This is a genomic window from Cupriavidus sp. a3 (assembly GCF_051015765.1).
GTDB lineage: Bacteria > Pseudomonadota > Gammaproteobacteria > Burkholderiales > Burkholderiaceae > Cupriavidus > Cupriavidus oxalaticus_A.
The window spans coordinates 151,599-168,863 of sequence record NZ_CP170643.1 but is presented as its reverse complement, the minus strand read 5'-3'; the positions used below and the strand labels follow the sequence as shown (position 1 = coordinate 168,863).

Annotated in this window: 13 protein-coding genes; all 13 read right to left on the bottom strand. The window is 65.9% G+C overall.

Annotated elements, in window-relative coordinates:
* Positions 1 to 2: 2 nt before the first annotated feature.
* The 13 genes from putA to atpB all read right to left on the bottom strand — a co-directional run bounded on the left by putA (position 3) and on the right by atpB (position 17,205).
* Positions 3 to 3,980, bottom strand: a complete 3,978-nt coding sequence (putA, locus tag ACAD63_RS00675; RefSeq protein ID WP_133097843.1) for a trifunctional transcriptional regulator/proline dehydrogenase/L-glutamate gamma-semialdehyde dehydrogenase — start codon at positions 3,978 to 3,980, stop codon at positions 3 to 5.
* 191 nt (positions 3,981 to 4,171) lie between these two features.
* Positions 4,172 to 6,469, bottom strand: coding sequence for a primosomal protein N' (locus tag ACAD63_RS00670; RefSeq protein ID WP_434033309.1), 2,298 nt, complete (start codon positions 6,467 to 6,469; stop codon positions 4,172 to 4,174).
* Between the two features lie 521 nt (positions 6,470 to 6,990).
* A complete protein-coding gene (gene hemE, locus ACAD63_RS00665; protein WP_135706136.1) occupies positions 6,991 to 8,088 on the bottom strand; it encodes a uroporphyrinogen decarboxylase in 1,098 nt (365 codons plus the stop codon).
* 80 nt (positions 8,089 to 8,168) lie between these two features.
* Positions 8,169 to 9,119 (bottom strand): alpha/beta hydrolase, encoded by a 951-nt coding sequence (locus ACAD63_RS00660; RefSeq protein WP_434033308.1) that lies wholly within the window; start codon positions 9,117 to 9,119, stop codon positions 8,169 to 8,171.
* Positions 9,120 to 9,185: 66 nt separating this feature from the next.
* The gene (locus ACAD63_RS00655; protein WP_135706138.1) at positions 9,186 to 9,626 is read right to left on the bottom strand and encodes a CoA-binding protein; all 441 of its coding nucleotides are present in this window, start codon (positions 9,624 to 9,626) and stop codon (positions 9,186 to 9,188) included.
* A gap of 767 nt (positions 9,627 to 10,393) precedes the next feature.
* Positions 10,394 to 10,810: a F0F1 ATP synthase subunit epsilon gene (locus ACAD63_RS00650; RefSeq protein WP_010811262.1), complete on the bottom strand. Its 417-nt coding sequence runs from the start codon at positions 10,808 to 10,810 to the stop codon at positions 10,394 to 10,396.
* Positions 10,811 to 10,906: 96 nt separating this feature from the next.
* On the bottom strand, positions 10,907 to 12,310 hold the full coding sequence (gene atpD / locus ACAD63_RS00645; protein ID WP_135706140.1) for a F0F1 ATP synthase subunit beta: 1,404 nt from the start codon (positions 12,308 to 12,310) through the stop codon (positions 10,907 to 10,909).
* Between the two features lie 33 nt (positions 12,311 to 12,343).
* A complete protein-coding gene (gene atpG, locus ACAD63_RS00640; protein ID WP_133097849.1) occupies positions 12,344 to 13,219 on the bottom strand; it encodes a F0F1 ATP synthase subunit gamma in 876 nt (291 codons plus the stop codon).
* Between the two features lie 76 nt (positions 13,220 to 13,295).
* Positions 13,296 to 14,837, bottom strand: coding sequence for a F0F1 ATP synthase subunit alpha (gene atpA, locus ACAD63_RS00635; RefSeq protein WP_133097850.1), 1,542 nt, complete (start codon positions 14,835 to 14,837; stop codon positions 13,296 to 13,298).
* Positions 14,838 to 14,875: 38 nt separating this feature from the next.
* Positions 14,876 to 15,421 carry a F0F1 ATP synthase subunit delta gene (locus ACAD63_RS00630; protein WP_133097851.1) on the bottom strand — a complete coding sequence of 182 codons (546 nt, stop codon included), beginning with the start codon at positions 15,419 to 15,421 and terminating at the stop codon, positions 14,876 to 14,878.
* 2 nt (positions 15,422 to 15,423) lie between these two features.
* Complete coding sequence (locus tag ACAD63_RS00625; RefSeq protein WP_133097852.1) at positions 15,424 to 15,894, bottom strand: F0F1 ATP synthase subunit B; 471 nt, start codon at positions 15,892 to 15,894, stop codon at positions 15,424 to 15,426.
* Positions 15,895 to 15,993: 99 nt separating this feature from the next.
* A complete protein-coding gene (gene atpE / locus ACAD63_RS00620) occupies positions 15,994 to 16,260 on the bottom strand; it encodes a F0F1 ATP synthase subunit C (RefSeq protein WP_010811268.1) in 267 nt (88 codons plus the stop codon).
* Positions 16,261 to 16,338: 78 nt separating this feature from the next.
* Complete coding sequence (gene atpB / locus ACAD63_RS00615) at positions 16,339 to 17,205, bottom strand: F0F1 ATP synthase subunit A (protein WP_135706141.1); 867 nt, start codon at positions 17,203 to 17,205, stop codon at positions 16,339 to 16,341.
* Positions 17,206 to 17,265: the final 60 nt, after the last annotated feature.

Here is a 17,265-nt window from a genome sequence, read left to right as displayed (position 1 = left end):
CCTCAGCCGATCGTCATCAAACTTGCATTGCCGCCCGCGGCAGCGGTGTTGACCGACAGCGAGCGCTCGATCAGCAGGCGATCGAGCGCGACGGTCGGCTCGCCCTGCGCCAGCCCCTGCACGCCGATGATCGGCCCCGGGCGCGCCGCCACCTGCTCGCACACCGTGCGCAGCTGGTCGGAGTCGCCGTGGTGCAGCACCGCATCGATGGCGATGTCCGCGGCAGTCCAGTCAGCCACCATGCGGACGCGCGATTGTACGCCCTTAGGCAGGCGCGCAAACAGCCCCCGCGCAACGGGGGTTTCCGGCCATACGGCGCGCGCGCCGACGGTCAGCACGGCGCCCAGTTGCAGCGCCAGGTCGGCCTCCTGCGCGGCCAGGCACAGCACGTGTTCGCGCGGCAGCAGCGTGTAGGTGTTGCGCTCGCCGGTGGGGCCGGCCAGGGTCACTGCCAGGCCCGACGGCGATGCCTCGGCAAATCGCGCGCAGGCGTCGGCGACCGCGGGCAGCTCGGTGCCGGCCCAGTTGCGGAAGGCTTCGGCGGCGCGCACGGCTTCATCGTCCGGGCCGACCGCCTCGGCGTGGTTGGTCACGTCGGCCGCGCGTACGCTGCGTGCCACCGCGTCCTGCGGACACACGGACAGCAGCCGGTGCAGGTACAGCGGGCCGCCCGCCTTGGGACCGGTGCCCGACAGCGCCTCGCCGCCGAACGGCTGCACGCCGACCACGGCACCGACGATATTGCGGTTCACGTACAGGTTGCCCACATGAGCGCGGCTGACGATAAACGAGATGGTCTCGTCGATGCGGGTATGGATGCCCAGCGTCAGGCCGTAGTTGGTGCCGTTGATCTGGCTGACCATGGTGTCGAGCGCCGCGCGCGGGAAGCGCACCACGTGCAGCACCGGGCCGAACACCTCGCGCTTCAGTTCCTCGATGCTGTCCAGCTCGATCAGCGTCGGCGGCACGAAGGTGCCGTTGCGGCAGCTGGCGCCCTGCGCGGCATTGGGATCGGCCTGGTGGACGCGGCGGCCCTTGGCACGCATGGCGTCGATATGGCGCACGATGTTGGCGCGCGCCTCTTCGTCGATCACCGGGCCGACGTCGGTCGACAGGCGATCCGGGTTGGCCATGGTCAGTTCCTGCATCGCGCCCTTGAGCATTTCCAGCACGCGGTCGGCCACGTCCTCCTGCAGGCACAGCACGCGCAGCGCCGAGCAGCGCTGGCCGGCCGAGTCGAAGGCCGAGTTGACCACGTCTCCGACCACCTGCTCGGCCAGCGCCGAGGAGTCGACGATCATCGCGTTCTGGCCGCCGGTCTCGGCGATCAGCGGGATCGGGCGGCCGGCGGCGTCGAGACGGCCGGCGACATTGCGTTGCAGGATGCGTGCGACCTCGGTCGAGCCGGTGAACATCACGCCCTTGACGCGGGCATCGCCCACCAGCGCGGCGCCGACGGTCTCGCCGCGGCCCGGCAGCAGCTGCACCGCGCCGGCCGGCACGCCGGCTTCGCGCAGCAGCTTCACCGCGGCGGCGGCGATCAGCGGGGTCTGCTCGGCGGGCTTGGCCAGCACCGGGTTGCCTGCGGCCAGCGCCGCGGCGACCTGGCCGGTGAAGATCGCCAGCGGAAAGTTCCACGGGCTGATGCACACCACCGGGCCCAGCGGGCGGTGAGTCTCGTTGTCAAAGCCGCGGCGGATCTCGGCGGCGTAGTAGCGCAGGAAGTCCACCGCCTCGCGCACTTCGGCGATGGCGTTGGAGAAGGTCTTGCCGGCCTCGCGCATGATGATGCCCATCAGCGACTGCATCTGCGCTTCCATCAGGTCGGCGGCGCGCTCCAGCGCGGCGGCGCGCACGTCCGGCGGCGTCGCCTGCCAGATCGGCGCGGCATTGACGGCTGCCTGCAGCGCGGCGTCGACGTCGGCCTGGCTGGCTTCGGTGACCTGGCCGACCACGTCGCGGTGGTCGGCGGGGTTCAGCACGGGCGTGGTGATGGCGTCGGCCGCGCGCGGCACCTCCGCGCCCAGCATCGGCTCGGCAACCTGGCGCTCACTGGTGCCCGCCAGCAGCGCCGACGACAGCGACGCCAGCCGGTGTTCGTTGGCCAGGTCGATGCCGGCCGAGTTGGGACGGCTCTTGCCGTACAGCGTACGCGGCGACGGGATGCGCGGATGCGGCAGGCCCAGCGTACCTTCGTCACGGTGCATGGCCTCGACCACGGCAACCGGATCGGCCACCAGCTCGTCCAGCGAGATGGTGTCGTCGGCGATGCGGTTTACGAACGAGGTGTTGGCGCCGTTCTCCAGCAGGCGGCGCACCAGGTAGGCCAGCAGCGTCTCATGCGTGCCGACCGGCGCGTATATCCGGCATGGGCGGTTGAACTTGCCGTCGGCGGTCGGGCCGACCACCTGGTCGTACAGCGGCTCGCCCATGCCGTGCAGGCACTGGAACTCGTACTGGCCGGGGTAGTAGCTGTGGCCGGCGATCTGGTAGATGGCCGACAGCGTGTGCGCGTTGTGCGTCGCGAACTGTGGATAGATCGCGTCCGGCACCGACAGCAGCTTGCGCGCGCAGGCGACATACGACACATCGGTGTAGACCTTGCGCGTGTAGACCGGGTAGCCCTCCAGTCCTTCCACCTGGCCGCGCTTGATCTCGCTGTCCCAGTAGGCGCCCTTGACCAGGCGGATCATCAGGCGGTGGCGGCTGCGGCGGGCCAGGTCGATCAGGTAGTCGATCACGAACGGGCAGCGCTTCTGGTAGCCCTGCACCACGAAGCCGATGCCGTTCCAGCCGGCCAGCTCGGGCTCGAAGCACAGGCGTTCGAGCAGGTCGAGCGAGATCTCCAGCCGGTCGGCTTCCTCGGCATCGATATTGATGCCGATGTCGTACTGGCGGGCCAGCAGCGTCAGCGACTTCAGGCGCTCGTACAGCTCGCCGATCACGCGCTCGTGCTGGGCGCGGCTGTAGCGCGGATGCAGCGCCGACAGCTTGATCGAGATGCCCGGGCCTTCATAGATGCCACGACCGCGCGAAGCCTGGCCGATGGCATGGATGGCCTGCTCGTACGAAGCCAGGTAGCGCGCGGCATCGTCCTCGGTCATGGCCGCTTCCCCTAGCATGTCGTAGGAGTAGCGGAACCCCTGCGCCTCGTACTTGCGCGCGTTGGCGAGCGCCTCGGAAATGGTCTCGCCGGTGACGAACTGCTCGCCCATCAGGCGCATCGCCATGTCCACGCCCTTGCGGATCAGCGGCTCGCCGCCCTTGCCGATGATGCGCGTGAGCGCCTTGGTCAGGCCCGATTCGGTATGCGTGGCGACCAGCTTGCCGGTCAGCAGCAGGCCCCATGTGGCGGCGTTGACGAACAGCGACGGGCTCTGGCCCAGGTGCGACTGCCAGTTGGCGCCGCTGATCTTGTCGCGGATCAGCGCATCGCGGGTGGCCTTGTCGGGAATGCGCAGCAGCGCCTCGGCCAGGCACATCAGCGCCACGCCCTCCTGCGACGACAGCGAGAATTCCTGGATCAGGCCCTGCACCAAGCCTTCGCGGCCAGTTCCAACCTTCTGTTCGCGCAGCGCGGTGGCCAGCTTCTTGGCCATCTTGATGGCTGCCTCGGCCTGCTGCTGCGGCAGGCGTGCCTGCTCCAGCAGCACCGGCACGCAGTCGGTCTCGGGACGACGGTAGGCTGAGGTGATGGCGGCACGCAGCACCGACTGGGGCTGGATGCTCTGCGCGAATTCCAGGAACGGCTGCGGCGCGCCGTCGGCGGCGACCAGGTCGGGGGCGTCGGAACCATCGGAGTCGGCCGAGCCGGCGGCGCTGGTCTCGTGCGGCAGGTGCCCGCGCTCGACCTGCTCCAGGTAAGTGAAGATGGCCTGCTTGATCAGCCAGTGCGGCGTGCGGTCGATGGATTGGGCGACACGCTTGAGGCGATCGCGCGAGGCGTCGTCGAGCTTGACGCCGAGAGTGGTGGTGGCCATGCGGGCAGTTCTCCGAAAACTGGGGCGCCGCCGGTACCGCCGCGCCGATGCCGCAGGCATGGACGCACGACCGGCCGCAGCCTGTGAGCTGGCGCGATCTTACTCCCGAAAAACCTCAAGGTGCAACCTTGTGCAACCCTAGCGTTAACCCTGAAAAATGGGTTGCACCTGCGCAGCCCGCCGCTGTCGCTTCATATCCGGAGCGGGTCGATTTCCAGCTGCCAGCGCACCCCTTTCACCTCCGTTCCTACCTCTGCGAAAGTCTGTACCCACTCAGCCATGAACCGTTGCAGCGCCGGCCTTGATGTCGCCTCGACCAGCATCTGGGCGCGCTCGCGGTTGGCGATGCGCACCATCGACATGGGCACCGGGTCGTGCAGTTGCACCTCGGCCGCCAACCGGCACGAATCGGCGTGCCGCCGCGCTGCCTGCAGGAACTGCAGCGCCCGCTCCAGCTCGCCGTGCTCCGCGGTGACCAGCACCTGGAAGCAGAACGGGGGCAACCCGGCCTGGCGCCGCTCTCGCAACTGGCTGGCCGCGAATCCATCATAGTCATGGCGCGTCAGCGCCTGCAATGCCGGGGTATCCGGGTAGCGGGTCTGGATCAGCACCTCGCCCGGCAGCCCGGCGCGCCCGGCGCGCCCCGCCACCTGCATCAGCGACGCGAACAGGTGCTCGGCGGCGCGGAAATCGTGGCTGAACATGGCGGCGTCCGGGTGCACGATGCCGACCAGCGTCACGCGCTGGAAGTCATGGCCCTTCGCGACCATCTGGGTGCCCACCAGGATGTCGACTTCGCCGGCGTGGACTTCATCGAACATCGCCTGCGCGCTGCCCTTGCGCCGGGTCGAGTCGGCGTCGATGCGGGCGATGCGCGCCTGCGGGAAGCGTGCCGCCAGCGCTTCCTCGATGCGCTGGGTGCCGCGGCCGAGCGGCGCGATATCGACATTGCCGCAATCCGGGCAGTGGTGCGGCACCGGGGCCTCCAGCCCGCAGTGGTGGCAGCGCAGGCGCCGCTCGGGCCGGTGCAGCACCAGGTACGCCGAGCAGCGCGGGCAGCCGGACAACCAGCCGCAGCTGTCGCAGGCAATCACCGGCGCGTAGCCGCGGCGATTCAGGAACAGCAGGCTCTGCTCGCCGCGCGCCAGGCGGGCGTCGATCGCTTCCAGCAGCGGCACCGACAGGCCTTCGAACAGCGCGCGCTGGCGCTGCCGCTCATGGTTCAGGTCGACCAGCCGCACGGTTGGCAACGCGGCATCCGCCTGGGCGCGCTCGCGCAGCACCAGCTTGCGGTAAGTGCCCTGCCCCGCCCGCCACCAGGTTTCCATCGACGGCGTGGCCGAACCCAGCACGACGGCGATGCCGCGCTGCTTGGCCCGCCACACCGCCAGGTCGCGAGCCGAGTAGCGCAGCCCTTCCTGCTGCTTGTAGGAGGTATCGTGCTCCTCATCGACCACGATCAGTGCCAGTGCCGGCAGCGACGCCATCACGGCCATGCGCGTGCCCAGCACGATCCGGGCCTCGCCGCGATGCGCGGCCAGCCACTGCAGGCTGCGCTCCTGGTCGGCCAGGCCGCTGTGCAGCACCGCCAGCGGCAGGTGCGGGAAACGCGCGGCGATGCGCATCTGCAACTGCGGTGTCAGGTTGATCTCTGGAACCAGCATCAGCACCTGGGAGTGCGGGTCGCGCTCCAGCACGGCCTGCATGGCGTGCAGGTAGACCTCGGTCTTGCCGCTGCCGGTAACGCCGTGCAGCAGGAACGGGGAGAAACCCTGCGCTTCGGCGATCGCCTGTACCGCGGCGCGCTGCTCGTCATGCAAGGCAGGGGCCGCGGACGGCGCCTGCATCGGCGCGGTCGGCAGCAGCAGCCGCGCGGTGCGATCGGCTTCGACCCAGCCGGCGGCCTGCCATTCGGCCAGCCGGGCCGGTGCCGCCGCGCACAGCGCGCGCGCATCGGCCAGCGCCATTGGCGTGCCGACGGCCGCGCGTTCGGCGAGCGCCTGAGCCAGCGCCCGCACGCTGCGGGCGCGCGGCGGCACGGCGGCCAGCAAGTTATCCACATGCCCGGGCAGCAGGCGATATTCGTCGGTGCGGGCACGCTGTGCCAGGCCCGGCCAACTGTCGGCTTCACGCAACGCCGGCGGCAGCGCAGGGAGCATGACCTCGCCCAGGCGGCGCTGGTAATATCGCGCCGAAAACGCGGCCAGCGCGATCCAGTCGGGCGGCAACGGCGGCATCCAGTCCAGGCGCTGCGCCACCGGGCGCAGCCGGTCGGGCGGCACATCGGAGGTGGCAGCGCGCTCCACGGCTACGCCAACCAGGCTGCGACGGCCAAATGGCACCACGACGAGGTCGCCGGTCGCGACCTCGGGCGTCGCCAGGTAGTCGAAGCAATCGTCGGCGGGTGTATCCAGCGCGACACGGACGATCGGCAGGGCGATGGCCGGGTCGCCCCGCAATATGGCGTTGGCGCCGCTATCGTCCGCCATCGGACCCGACCTGGTGCACGCCAGTCGCACGATCGCTGTGCTTTGGGCGGCAGCACGGCGGCCGCAGGCGTTTTTGTGTGCGGCGCAACATCAACTTAAAGTAAAACTTCAAATGTGGCCCTAAGTCGATGATAGATGACTGGTTTTCCACTAATTCCATCGCCCCTGTGGATAACTTTGTTGAAAAGTCGCTCGGGAGCGCCCGGAAGGCCCGGAAATCAAGGGATCCACTGGCATCGGCCCACGCTTTGCAAATCTTCCAAAGCCTTAAAAATCAAGACCTTGCAAACATCCCCCGGATAGGTTAAGGCATTACCCTCTCTTGCACTGCGGCAAACCTATCGGTGTGCATAAGTCAAGCCCCGAGAATCAACTCCGAGCACCTTTTTGGCGAATGCTGGCGAAAAAGTTAACTTGACAGGCGTAACGGCGCGGCTCCCGCATCACCGGGTACGCGCCGGCGCGTTTCGCTGCAGCGCGGGGCGCCGCGAGCCCAACGGCCGCGGCGTATATCACGCGGGTCACTTCTGCGCGGCGCGCAGCTTGCGGCTGTAGGCATGCACTTCGTCGACCAGCACGGTGACATGCTCGGGCGGCGTGAACTGCGAGATGCCGTGGCCGAGGTTGAACACGTGGCCATCGCTGCCGCCGCCCGCGGCGTAGCTGTCCAGCACGCCACGCACCTGCTCGCGGATCGCCGCTTCGGGCGCGAACAGCACGGTGGGGTCGATATTGCCCTGCAGGGCCACGCGCCCGCCGGTACGGCGGCGCGCCTCGGCCAGGTTGACGGTCCAGTCCAGCCCGATCGCGTCGGCACCGGTATCGGCCAGCGCTTCCAGCCACAGTCCGCCGCCCTTGGTAAAGACGATCGCCGGCACCTGCTCGCCCGCGTGCTCGCGCTTCAGTCCGGCAAGCACGCGGCGCATATAGGCCAGCGAGAACGCCTGGTACATGCCGTCGGCGAGCACGCCGCCCCAGGTGTCGAAGATCATCACTGCCTGCGCGCCCGCGTCGATCTGGGCGTTCAGGTATGCAGAGACGGCCTGCGCGTTGATTTCGAGGATGCGGTGCATCAGGTCCGGGCGGCCATACATCATCGCCTTGACCGTGCGGAAGTCGTCCGAGCCGCCGCCTTCGACCATGTAGCACGCCAGCGTCCACGGGCTGCCCGAGAAGCCGATCAGCGGCACGCGCTGGCGGCCGTCCTGCACCAGCGCGCGGCGGATCTCGCTGACCGCGTCGAACACGTATTGCAACGAGGACATGTCGGGTACGGCCAGCTTCTGCACGTCGGCTTCGGAGCGCAGCGGATGCGCGAAGCGCGGGCCTTCGCCCTGGGCGAACGAGAGGCCGAGGCCCATGGCATCGGGCACGGTCAGGATGTCGGAGAACAGGATGGCCGCGTCCAGCGGATAGCGGTCCAACGGCTGCAGGGTCACCTCGGTGGCGTAGGCCGGGTTCTTGGCCAGCCCGAGGAAGCTGCCGGCGCGCGCGCGCGTGGCGTTGTACTCGGGCAGGTAGCGGCCTGCCTGGCGCATCAGCCACAGCGGCGTGTATTCGGTGGGCTGGCGGCGCAGCGCGCGCAGGAAGGTATCGTTCTGCAGTGCGGTCATGGTCATCCTCGTAAGACCGCCATTCTAAGGGATGGGCGAGGCGTGCCGGCGCTTCAGGGTATGGGCCCGATGCGCTGCGGCCACGCTCAGGCGTCGTCGAGCAGGTCGCGGAAGGCATCGGCGGCACGCCGCATCCATTCGCGCGCACGCTGGGCTTCCGGCTGCAGCCGCGCGAAGCCATGGACCATGCCACTGGCCTCGATGGTGATCACCGCGGCGTCGTGGCGCACCAGGAAGTCGGCGTAGGACAGACCATCGTCGCGCAACACGTCGTGGGCCGCGACCACGATCACCGTCGCGGGCGGCCGAACCGGCGCTGCGGCCATCAGGTGCACGCGCGGGTCGGCATGCGCCGCTCCTTCCGCAAGAGCCCCGGCGCCGATGAACTGGGTCCAGAACCATGCCATTTCGTCGCGCGTCAGGCCGGGACCGTCGGCAAAGGCCCGATAGCTTTCCGTGGCCAGTACCGGCGCCGCGACGGGGTAGATCAGCAGTTGGGCGTCGACCCGCACCGCGTTGCCGCCGTTAAGCTGCTGTGCGGCCTGCGCCGCCAGATGGCCACCCGCGCTGTCGCCGGCCAGCGCCAGGAAGGCTGGTGCCAGGCCCAGCGCCTCGCGCTGGCCCGCCAGCCACGCCACCGCTTCCATGGCGTCTTCGCAAGGCGCGGGGAATGGATGCTCGGGCGCCAGCCGGTAGTCGACGCTGACCACCGCGCAACCGGTATCCGCGGCGAGCAATGCCGCCACGGTATGGTGGGTCTGGAGCGAGCCGATGACCCAGCCGCCCCCATGGAAGTACACGATCAGCCGCGGCCGGGCCTCGCTTTGCGGCTGGAACAGGCGCGCGTCAAGGGTGCGGCCCGCCAGCGGGATCTGCAGGTCCCGCACGGCGATGCCCTCGGGGTCCGGCAGCTGCGAAGCCGCGGCGATCTCGGCGAAGCGGGTACGGCGCGCGGCGGCGTCGGCAGGCACGGGCGCGCCGGCATAGCGCTCGGCCAGGCGGCGATAGTAGGCGGTCAGTTCGGGATCGATGGCCATGGTTGCGAGGGCTTGTAAAAACGAAAACGGGCCAGTGCCGGCGCGGCTGAGCGCAACTTGGGCAACCTAGCGCGGCGCCAGTGCGCGCGTCAATTCGATCTTGCTGCAGCAGTCCTGGACCGCCAGCAGTCCCGCGGCGGTGGCGCGGCGCACGGCTTCATCGTTGACGATGCCAAGCTGCAGCCAGACCCCGCGCGCGCCGATGGCGATGGCGTCATCGACCACCGCGGGGGTATCCTCGGCACGGCGGAAGATGTCGACCCACTCGATGCGCACGCCGCTGGCGGCCATCGCCTCGGCCGCCTGCTGCAGACTGGCGTGACAGGTTTCGCCAAGGATGCGCTCGCCGGCGTGGCGTGGATTCACCGGCACGATACGGAAGCCGTGACCCTGCAGGAATTCCGCCACCTCATTGCTGGGGCGCTCCAGCCGGTCCGACAGGCCGACCACGGCCACGGTCTTCATCGCCAGCATGGCATGTATCGCTGGCTGCATCTCTGGGTGCATTGCGGCTCCGGCTGTGAAACTGTGAATAACTGCGGGATAAGTCTTGGGATAACGGCTGAACAACTGCAGGATAACCGGGGATAACTGTCCGGCTGCCGTCGGCCCGAGGCGGGCCAGCGCTGGGGACGTATCAAATCGTAACCGCGAATCGCCACATGGACATGGTGCGAGAGCGAACACGAAAAACAAGCCGGGAATGATACGCTATCGGCACGTTACAACGGCAAACTTGGTCGTAACTTGCACAAAAGTGGCGCGCACGGCGGGTATTGGTGCCAGCGGCTTTCAACTTCTTGCAAAACGATACATTTTGTTACTGCCATGCCGGGGAGTTTCCCCCACAATGCATTGACACACCCGCTGTCCGGGGTGCGGCGCCCCAGCAAAGATTGCTGTGCAGACCTAAAGGGGCGTGGTGAAGAAAGCCTTTTTGTAGCGTTTCTTGCAGCAACCCGATTTTCCGATCCAGCAAAATTGCCGCTGGACCGGAACACCAGGAAGACCGTTTTAGCGCGTGGCCTTTGCAGCCTGTTGCGGATACCAGGTATCCGATGCGCCTTGATTGTCACCTGGACCGAACCCGTTCCTTCGAATTGACCCCTCGAAGGGATTTTCCCGTCCGCGCGGAGCCTCCCCGGCCCGCGCGCTTTTTTTTGTCCAGGCAGGACGAAAGCATATCGCTGTGCCCACAAAAAAGGCAGCCTCGCGGCTGCCTTTTTTAAATGTCGCATCGAAAAAACAACAACGCGACAGTACTACCGAAGCAGTTACTTCTTACGACGCAGGCGGGCAATGGCAGCCAGCTGCGCAGCCGCCACGGCGAGCTCGCTCTGGGCACGTGCCAGGTCGAGGTCGCTGCTCTGGTTCTGCATCAGCTCTTCGGCCGCGCGCTTGGCTTCCTGGGCCTTGGCTTCGTCCAGGTCGCCACCGCGGATAGCGGTGTCGGCCAGCACGGTGACGTGCTTGGGCTGCACTTCGAGAATGCCGCCGGCAACGAACACGAACTCTTCGCTGCCGTCTTCCTTCTCGATGCGCACCGCACCCGGCTGGATGCGCGTGATCAGCGGCGTGTGGCCCGGCAGGATGCCCAGCTCACCCGACTCGCCCGGCAGCGCCACGAACTTCGCCTGGCCGGAGAAGATCGACGCTTCCGCGCTGACGACGTCTACAAGAATGGTTGCCATATCTGATCCTTTCTCCAATCGCTTCGCTTCTGGCGGCTGCACCGCTTGGCGCGATGCCCCGCCGCCCCCGCAGGCGCGGGGGCATCGAAACAAGGCTTACTGGAGCTTCTTGGCCTTCTCGAAGGCTTCGTCGATCGAGCCGACCATGTAGAACGCCTGCTCGGGCAGGTGATCGCACTCGCCGTCCACCAGCATCTTGAAACCACGGATGGTTTCCTTCAGCGGCACGTACTTGCCCGGCGAACCCGTGAACACTTCGGCCACGTGGAACGGCTGCGACAGGAAACGCTGGATCTTGCGCGCGCGGTTCACGGCCATCTTGTCTTCCGGCGACAGTTCGTCCATGCCCAGAATCGCGATGATGTCGCGCAGTTCCTTGTAGCGCTGCAGGGTCTGCTGCACGGCGCGCGCGACGCTGTAGTGCTCCTGGCCCACAACCTGCGGGTCCATCTGGCGCGAGGTCGAGTCGAGCGGATCCACGGCGGGGTAGATACCGAGAGCGGCGATGTCACGCGACAGCACCAGGGTCGAGTCCAGGTGCAGGAAGGTGGTTGCCGGCGACGGGTCGGTCAAGTCATCCGCAGGCACGTACACGGCCTGGATCGAGGTGATCGAGCCAGTCTTGGTCGAGGTGATGCGCTCCTGCAGCTTGCCCATTTCTTCAGCCAGCGTCGGCTGGTAGCCCACGGCGGAAGGCATACGGCCCAGCAGTGCCGACACTTCGGTACCGGCCAGCGTGTAGCGGTAGATGTTGTCGACGAAGAACAGGATGTCGCGGCCCTCGTCGCGGAACTTCTCGGCCATGGTCAGGCCCGAAAGTGCCACGCGCAGACGGTTGCCCGGCGGCTCGTTCATCTGGCCGAACACCATGGCCACCTTGTCGAGCACGTTGGATTCCTTCATTTCGTGGTAGAAGTCGTTCCCTTCACGGGTACGCTCGCCCACGCCGGCGAACACCGACAGACCGCTGTGCTGCTTGGCGATGTTGTTGATGAGCTCCATCATGTTGACGGTCTTGCCCACGCCAGCACCACCGAACAGGCCCACCTTGCCGCCCTTTGCGAACGGGCAGATCAGGTCGATCACCTTGATGCCGGTTTCGAGCAGGTCGGTCGAAGGCGACAGTTCGTCGAACTTCGGTGCCTTCTGGTGAATCGCGCGGCGCTCGTCCGAAGCGATCGGGCCAGCTTCGTCAATGGGGCGACCCAGCACGTCCATGATGCGGCCCAGGGTACCCTGACCCACCGGCACCGAGATCGGCGCTTCGGTGTTCTTCACCGGCATGCCGCGGCGCAGGCCGTCCGACGAACCGAGGGCAATGGTACGCACCACGCCATCGCCCAGCTGCTGCTGGACTTCGAACGTCAGGCCCTTTTCGGCGAACGACGTTTCGCCGCTGTCTTCCAGCACCAGCGCGTCGTACACCTTCGGCATCGCGTCGCGCGGGAACTCGATGTCCACCACGGCGCCGATGCACTGCACAATATTTCCGATACTCATTTCGTATCTCCGATAGCTTGAATTCTTGACGCCTCAGACCGCTGCCGCGCCGCTGACGATCTCCGACAGTTCCTTGGTGATCGCTGCCTGCCGGGTCTTGTTGTAGTCCAGCTGCAGTTCGCCGATCACGTTCTTCGCGTTGTCGGATGCTGCCTTCATGGCCACCATGCGCGCCGACTGCTCGGACGCCATGTTCTCGGCCACGGCCTGGTACACCAGCGCCTCGACGTAGCGGACCAACAGCTCTTCCACCACGGTCTGCGCGTCAGGCTCGTAGATGTAGTCCCACGAGTAGGCGCGCTTCTCTTCTTCCGTCTGCGACAGCTTGTCGGCGGCGAGCGGCAAAAGCTGCTCAACCATCGGTTCCTGCTTCATCGTGTTGATGAACTTGGTGTACGCCAGGTACACCGCGTCGACTTCACCGTTGGTGAATGCGTCGAGCTGGACCTTGATCGCGCCGATCAGCTTTTCCAGGTGCGGGGTGTCGCCGAGCTGCACCACATTCGAGGCCACCTTGGCGCCGATGCGGCTCAGGAATTGCATGCCCTTGCTGCCGATGGCAGTGGCTTGCACATCCACGCCTCGACCCTGCAGGCTCTTCAGCTCGTTGGTCACCGCACGCAGCACGTTCGTGTTCAGGCCGCCGCACAGCCCCTTGTCGGTCGTGACCACGATCATGCCGACGCGCTTCACTTCGCGCTCTTGCATGAACGGGTGCTTGAACTCGGGGTTGGCAGAAGCCAGGTGCGCCGCGATGTTGCGCACTTTCTCGGCATAGGGGCGGGCATTGCGCATCCGTTCCTGCGCCTTGCGCATCTTGGATGCGGCGACCATTTCCATCGCCTTGGTGATCTTGCGCGTGTTTTGCACGCTCTTGATCTTGGTTCGAATTTCTTTCGTTCCGGCCATATCTTCCTCTCCGTCCGAGTCCCTGCCGCGCCTGACTACTCAGGCGCGGCAGGGATGTCGTGGAATCACGCGGTGGTTAGAACGCGGCGGACTTCTTGAAATCCTCGACGGCGGCACGCAGGGCGGGTTCATCTTCCTTCGAGAGCTGCTTGGTCTCTTCGATGCGGTTGACGAGGTCAGCGTACTTGGTCTTCAGATGGTCGTGCAGGCCCTTCTCGAACGGCAGGATGTCCTTCACTTCCACATTGTCGAGGAAGCCGTTGTTGGCGGCGAACAGCGAAGCGGCCAGCTGCCACACTTGCTGCGGCTGGTATTGCGCCTGCTTCAGCAGTTCGGTCACGCGGCGGCCGCGCTCGAGCTGCTTGCGGGTCGCATCGTCCAGGTCCGAAGCAAACTGCGCGAACGCAGCCAGTTCACGGTACTGGGCCAGGTCGGTACGGATACCGCCGGACAGGCCCTTCACCACCTTGGTCTGTGCTGCACCACCCACGCGCGACACCGAGATACCGGCGTTGATGGCGGGACGGATACCGGCGTTGAACAGGTCGGTTTCCAGGAAGATCTGGCCGTCCGTGATCGAGATCACGTTGGTCGGCACGAACGCGGACACGTCGCCAGCCTGCGTTTCGATGATCGGCAGCGCGGTCAGCGAACCGGTCTTGCCCTTGACGGCGCCGTCGGTGAACTTCTCGACGTAGTCTTCGTTCACGCGGGCAGCACGCTCCAGCAGACGCGAGTGCAGGTAGAACACGTCGCCCGGGTAGGCTTCGCGGCCCGGCGGGCGGCGCAGCAGCAGCGACACCTGGCGGTAGGCCCAGGCTTGCTTGGTCAGGTCGTCATAAACGATCAGCGCGTCTTCACCGCGGTCGCGGAAGTATTCGCCCATCGTGCAGCCGGCGTAGGCAGCCAGGTACTGCATGGCGGCCGAGTCCGAAGCGGCAGCAGCCACGACGACGGTGTATTCCATCGCGCCGTGCTCTTCCAGCTTGCGCACCACGTTGGCAATGGTCGAAGCCTTCTGGCCAATGGCGACGTACACGCAGTACATGCCCTTGCCCTTCTGGTTGATGATCGCGTCCACGGCAACGGCGGTCTTGCCGGTCTGGCGGTCACCAATGATCAGCTCGCGCTGGCCACGGCCGATCGGCACCATCGAGTCGATCGACTTCAGGCCGGTCTGCACCGGCTGGCTCACCGACTGACGCGCGATCACGCCCGGCGCGACCTTTTCGATCACGTCGGTTTGCTTCGCGTTGATCGGGCCCTTGCCGTCGATCGGCTGGCCCAGCGTGTTCACCACGCGGCCCAGCAGTTCCTTGCCAACGGGCACTTCCAGAATGCGGCCGGTGCACTTGACCGTGTCGCCTTCGGAAATGTGTTCGTAGTCGCCCAGCACCACGGCGCCGACCGAGTCGCGCTCGAGGTTCAGCGCGAGGCCGAAGGTGTTGCCGGGGAATTCCAGCATCTCGCCCTGCATCACGCCGGACAGGCCATGCACGCGGCAGATACCGTCGGTCACGGAAATCACCGTGCCGGTGTTGCGCACTTCAGCTTCGGCGCCAAGACCCGAGATGCGGGTCTTGATCAGCTCGCTGATTTCTGAGGGGTTCAGTTGCATCACAATGCTCCTAATTCTTCAATCCGTCGGACTGCCGCTCAGGCGGCGGTCAGCGCGGTTTGCATGGCTGCCAGGCGCGCACGCACGGAGGTGTCGAGCACTTCGTCGCCAACCTTGACGCTGACGCCGCCGATCAGGGACGGGTCCACCGCCACCTGCGCGTACAGCTTGCGGCCGAACTTGCGTTCGAGTGCGGCGACCAGGTCGTTCAGCTGACCATCTTCCAGCGGAAAAGCACTGGTGATCTCGACATCCGACGACCCTTCACGGGCGTTCTTGAGCGCATGGAACTGTTCGGCGATGTCAGGCATCACCGTCAGGCGGCCGTTCTCCACCAGCAGCTTGACGAAGCGGCGTGCCTCGTCGCTGACCGGGGACTTCAGCACCGACAGGAACAGTTCGGCCAGCTTGTCGCCGGGAACGTTCGGATCGTCGGCGACCGCCTTCATGTCGGCATTGGCGGCAACTAGCCCCATTTCCGACACCAGCTCGGACCATGCACCCAGGTTGCCTGCGCTCGATTCACTGGCGACGCGGAACAGCGCCTCAGCGTAGGGACGGGCAATGGTTGCGGTTTCAGCCATGATTAGAGCTCAGCCTTGAGTTGATTGAGCAGGTCGCTGTGGACCTGCGCGTTCACTTCACGCTTGAGGATCTGCTCGGCACCCTTGACGGCCAGCACGGCGACCTGGTCGCGCAGTTCTTCGCGCGCGCGGGTAACCTGCTGTTCGGCGTCGGCCTTGGCCTGGGCAATGATGCGTGCGGCTTCTGCCTGGGCGTTCTGCTTGATCTCTTCGGCCGTCAGCTGGGCGCGCTTCTCGGCGTCAGCGACGCGTTGGGCGCCTTCGGTGCGGGCTTCGGCCATGGCCTGGTCCACACGCTTGTTGGCGAGTTCAAGCTCGGCCTTGCCCTTCTCGGCAGCGGCGAGGCCATCGGCGATCTTCGTTGCGCGTTCGTCGAGCGCCTTCACCAGCGGCGGCCAAATGAATTTGGCAACAACCCACCACAGGATGAAGAACACGACCATCTGCGCAAAAAACGTTGCGTTCAGATTCATGGTGTGTTCCTTTCGGTAATCAAACTACAGATAAATGCACAAAAGGCGGCTGGGCTGGTGGCCCGCGCCGCCCGTCAGCATCATGCAGACCGAAAAGAATTACTTGATGACAGCCAGCAGCGGGTTCGCGAAGGCGAACAGCATTGCAACACCCACGCCGATCAGGAATGCCGCGTCGATCAGGCCGGCCAGCAGGAACATCTTGGTTTGCAGCGGGTTCATCAGCTCGGGCTGACGTGCGCAGGCTTCGATGTACTTGCCACCCATCAGGGCGATACCCAGGCAGGCGCCGATAGCGCCCAGGCCGATGATGATGCCGATACCGATAGCGGTCAGACCCTGGATGTTGGCGAGAAATTCTTGCATGACGACTCCTTTAATTTAGAGAGACTTAGAACCAAAAAATCAAAAAACCAAAAACCTAAAACTTGAAACCTGCAGCGATCAGTGGTGATCGTGAGCCTGGCCGATGTACACCAGCGTCAGCATCATGAAAATGAAGGCCTGGAGCAGCACGATCAGGATGTGGAAGATCGCCCAGACAGCGCCGGCAAGGACGTGGCCGACGAAACCCAGCGCCGACAGGTCGGCACCAAACGTCCAGATGGAACCCAGCAGCGCGATCAGCAGGAACACGAGTTCGCCGGCGTACATGTTGCCGAACAACCGCATGCCGAGCGAAACGGCCTTGGCCAGGAATTCGATGATGTTCAGGATCAGGTTGAACGGGGCCAGGTACCACTTGGCGCCGAACGGGGCCGAGAACAGTTCGTGCATGAAGCCGCCCGCGCCCTTGATCTTGAAGCTGTAGTAGATCATCAGCACCAGCACGGCGCAGGACATGCCCAGCGTGCCGTTCAGGTCGGCCGTGGCCACCGCGCGGTGGTGGGGCAGGTGGATGTGGAAGATGCCCAGGACATGATTCAGGCCGGTGACCCAGTCCACCGGGATCAAGTCGATCGCGTTCATCATGGTGATCCAGCAGAACACCATCAGTGCCAGCGGAGCAATCCACGAACGGTCGCCGTGGATGATGCCCTTGGCCTGGTCGTCGACCATCTCGACGATCATCTCGACGAAGGCCTGGAAGCGGCCCGGCACGCCCGAGGTGACGCGGCGCGCGGCGGCATACAGGAACAGCACGGCGATGGCGCCGCACAGGACCGACCAGAACACCGTGTCATAGTTGATCACGGAGAAATCGACCACCGACGCTTGCTTGCCGCCGACCGAGTTCAAGTTCTGCAAGTGTTCGGCGATATAGCCGGAGGGTGTCAGCACGTGTTCCGCGCTTTGGGTAGCTTCTGCCATTGTCGAATCGAACGGTATATTGCGAAATCTTCGGGCCGCGCGCCGCTACACTCCTGTGCG

Bases quoted from the DNA above. Each gene is read 5' to 3' on its own strand.
- putA (WP_133097843.1), bottom strand. From the start codon at position 3,980: ATGGCCACCACCACTCTCGGCGTCAAGCTCGACGACGCCTCGCGCGAT.
- ACAD63_RS00670 (WP_434033309.1), bottom strand. From the start codon at position 6,469: ATGGCGGACGATAGCGGCGCCAACGCCATATTGCGGGGCGACCCGGCC.
- hemE (WP_135706136.1), bottom strand. From the start codon at position 8,088: ATGACCATGACCGCACTGCAGAACGATACCTTCCTGCGCGCGCTGCGC.
- ACAD63_RS00660 (WP_434033308.1), bottom strand. From the start codon at position 9,119: ATGGCCATCGATCCCGAACTGACCGCCTACTATCGCCGCCTGGCCGAG.
- ACAD63_RS00655 (WP_135706138.1), bottom strand. From the start codon at position 9,626: ATGCACCCAGAGATGCAGCCAGCGATACATGCCATGCTGGCGATGAAG.
- ACAD63_RS00650 (WP_010811262.1), bottom strand. From the start codon at position 10,810: ATGGCAACCATTCTTGTAGACGTCGTCAGCGCGGAAGCGTCGATCTTC.
- atpD (WP_135706140.1), bottom strand. From the start codon at position 12,310: ATGAGTATCGGAAATATTGTGCAGTGCATCGGCGCCGTGGTGGACATC.
- atpG (WP_133097849.1), bottom strand. From the start codon at position 13,219: ATGGCCGGAACGAAAGAAATTCGAACCAAGATCAAGAGCGTGCAAAAC.
- atpA (WP_133097850.1), bottom strand. From the start codon at position 14,837: ATGCAACTGAACCCCTCAGAAATCAGCGAGCTGATCAAGACCCGCATC.
- ACAD63_RS00630 (WP_133097851.1), bottom strand. From the start codon at position 15,421: ATGGCTGAAACCGCAACCATTGCCCGTCCCTACGCTGAGGCGCTGTTC.
- ACAD63_RS00625 (WP_133097852.1), bottom strand. From the start codon at position 15,894: ATGAATCTGAACGCAACGTTTTTTGCGCAGATGGTCGTGTTCTTCATC.
- atpE (WP_010811268.1), bottom strand. From the start codon at position 16,260: ATGCAAGAATTTCTCGCCAACATCCAGGGTCTGACCGCTATCGGTATC.
- atpB (WP_135706141.1), bottom strand. From the start codon at position 17,205: ATGGCAGAAGCTACCCAAAGCGCGGAACACGTGCTGACACCCTCCGGC.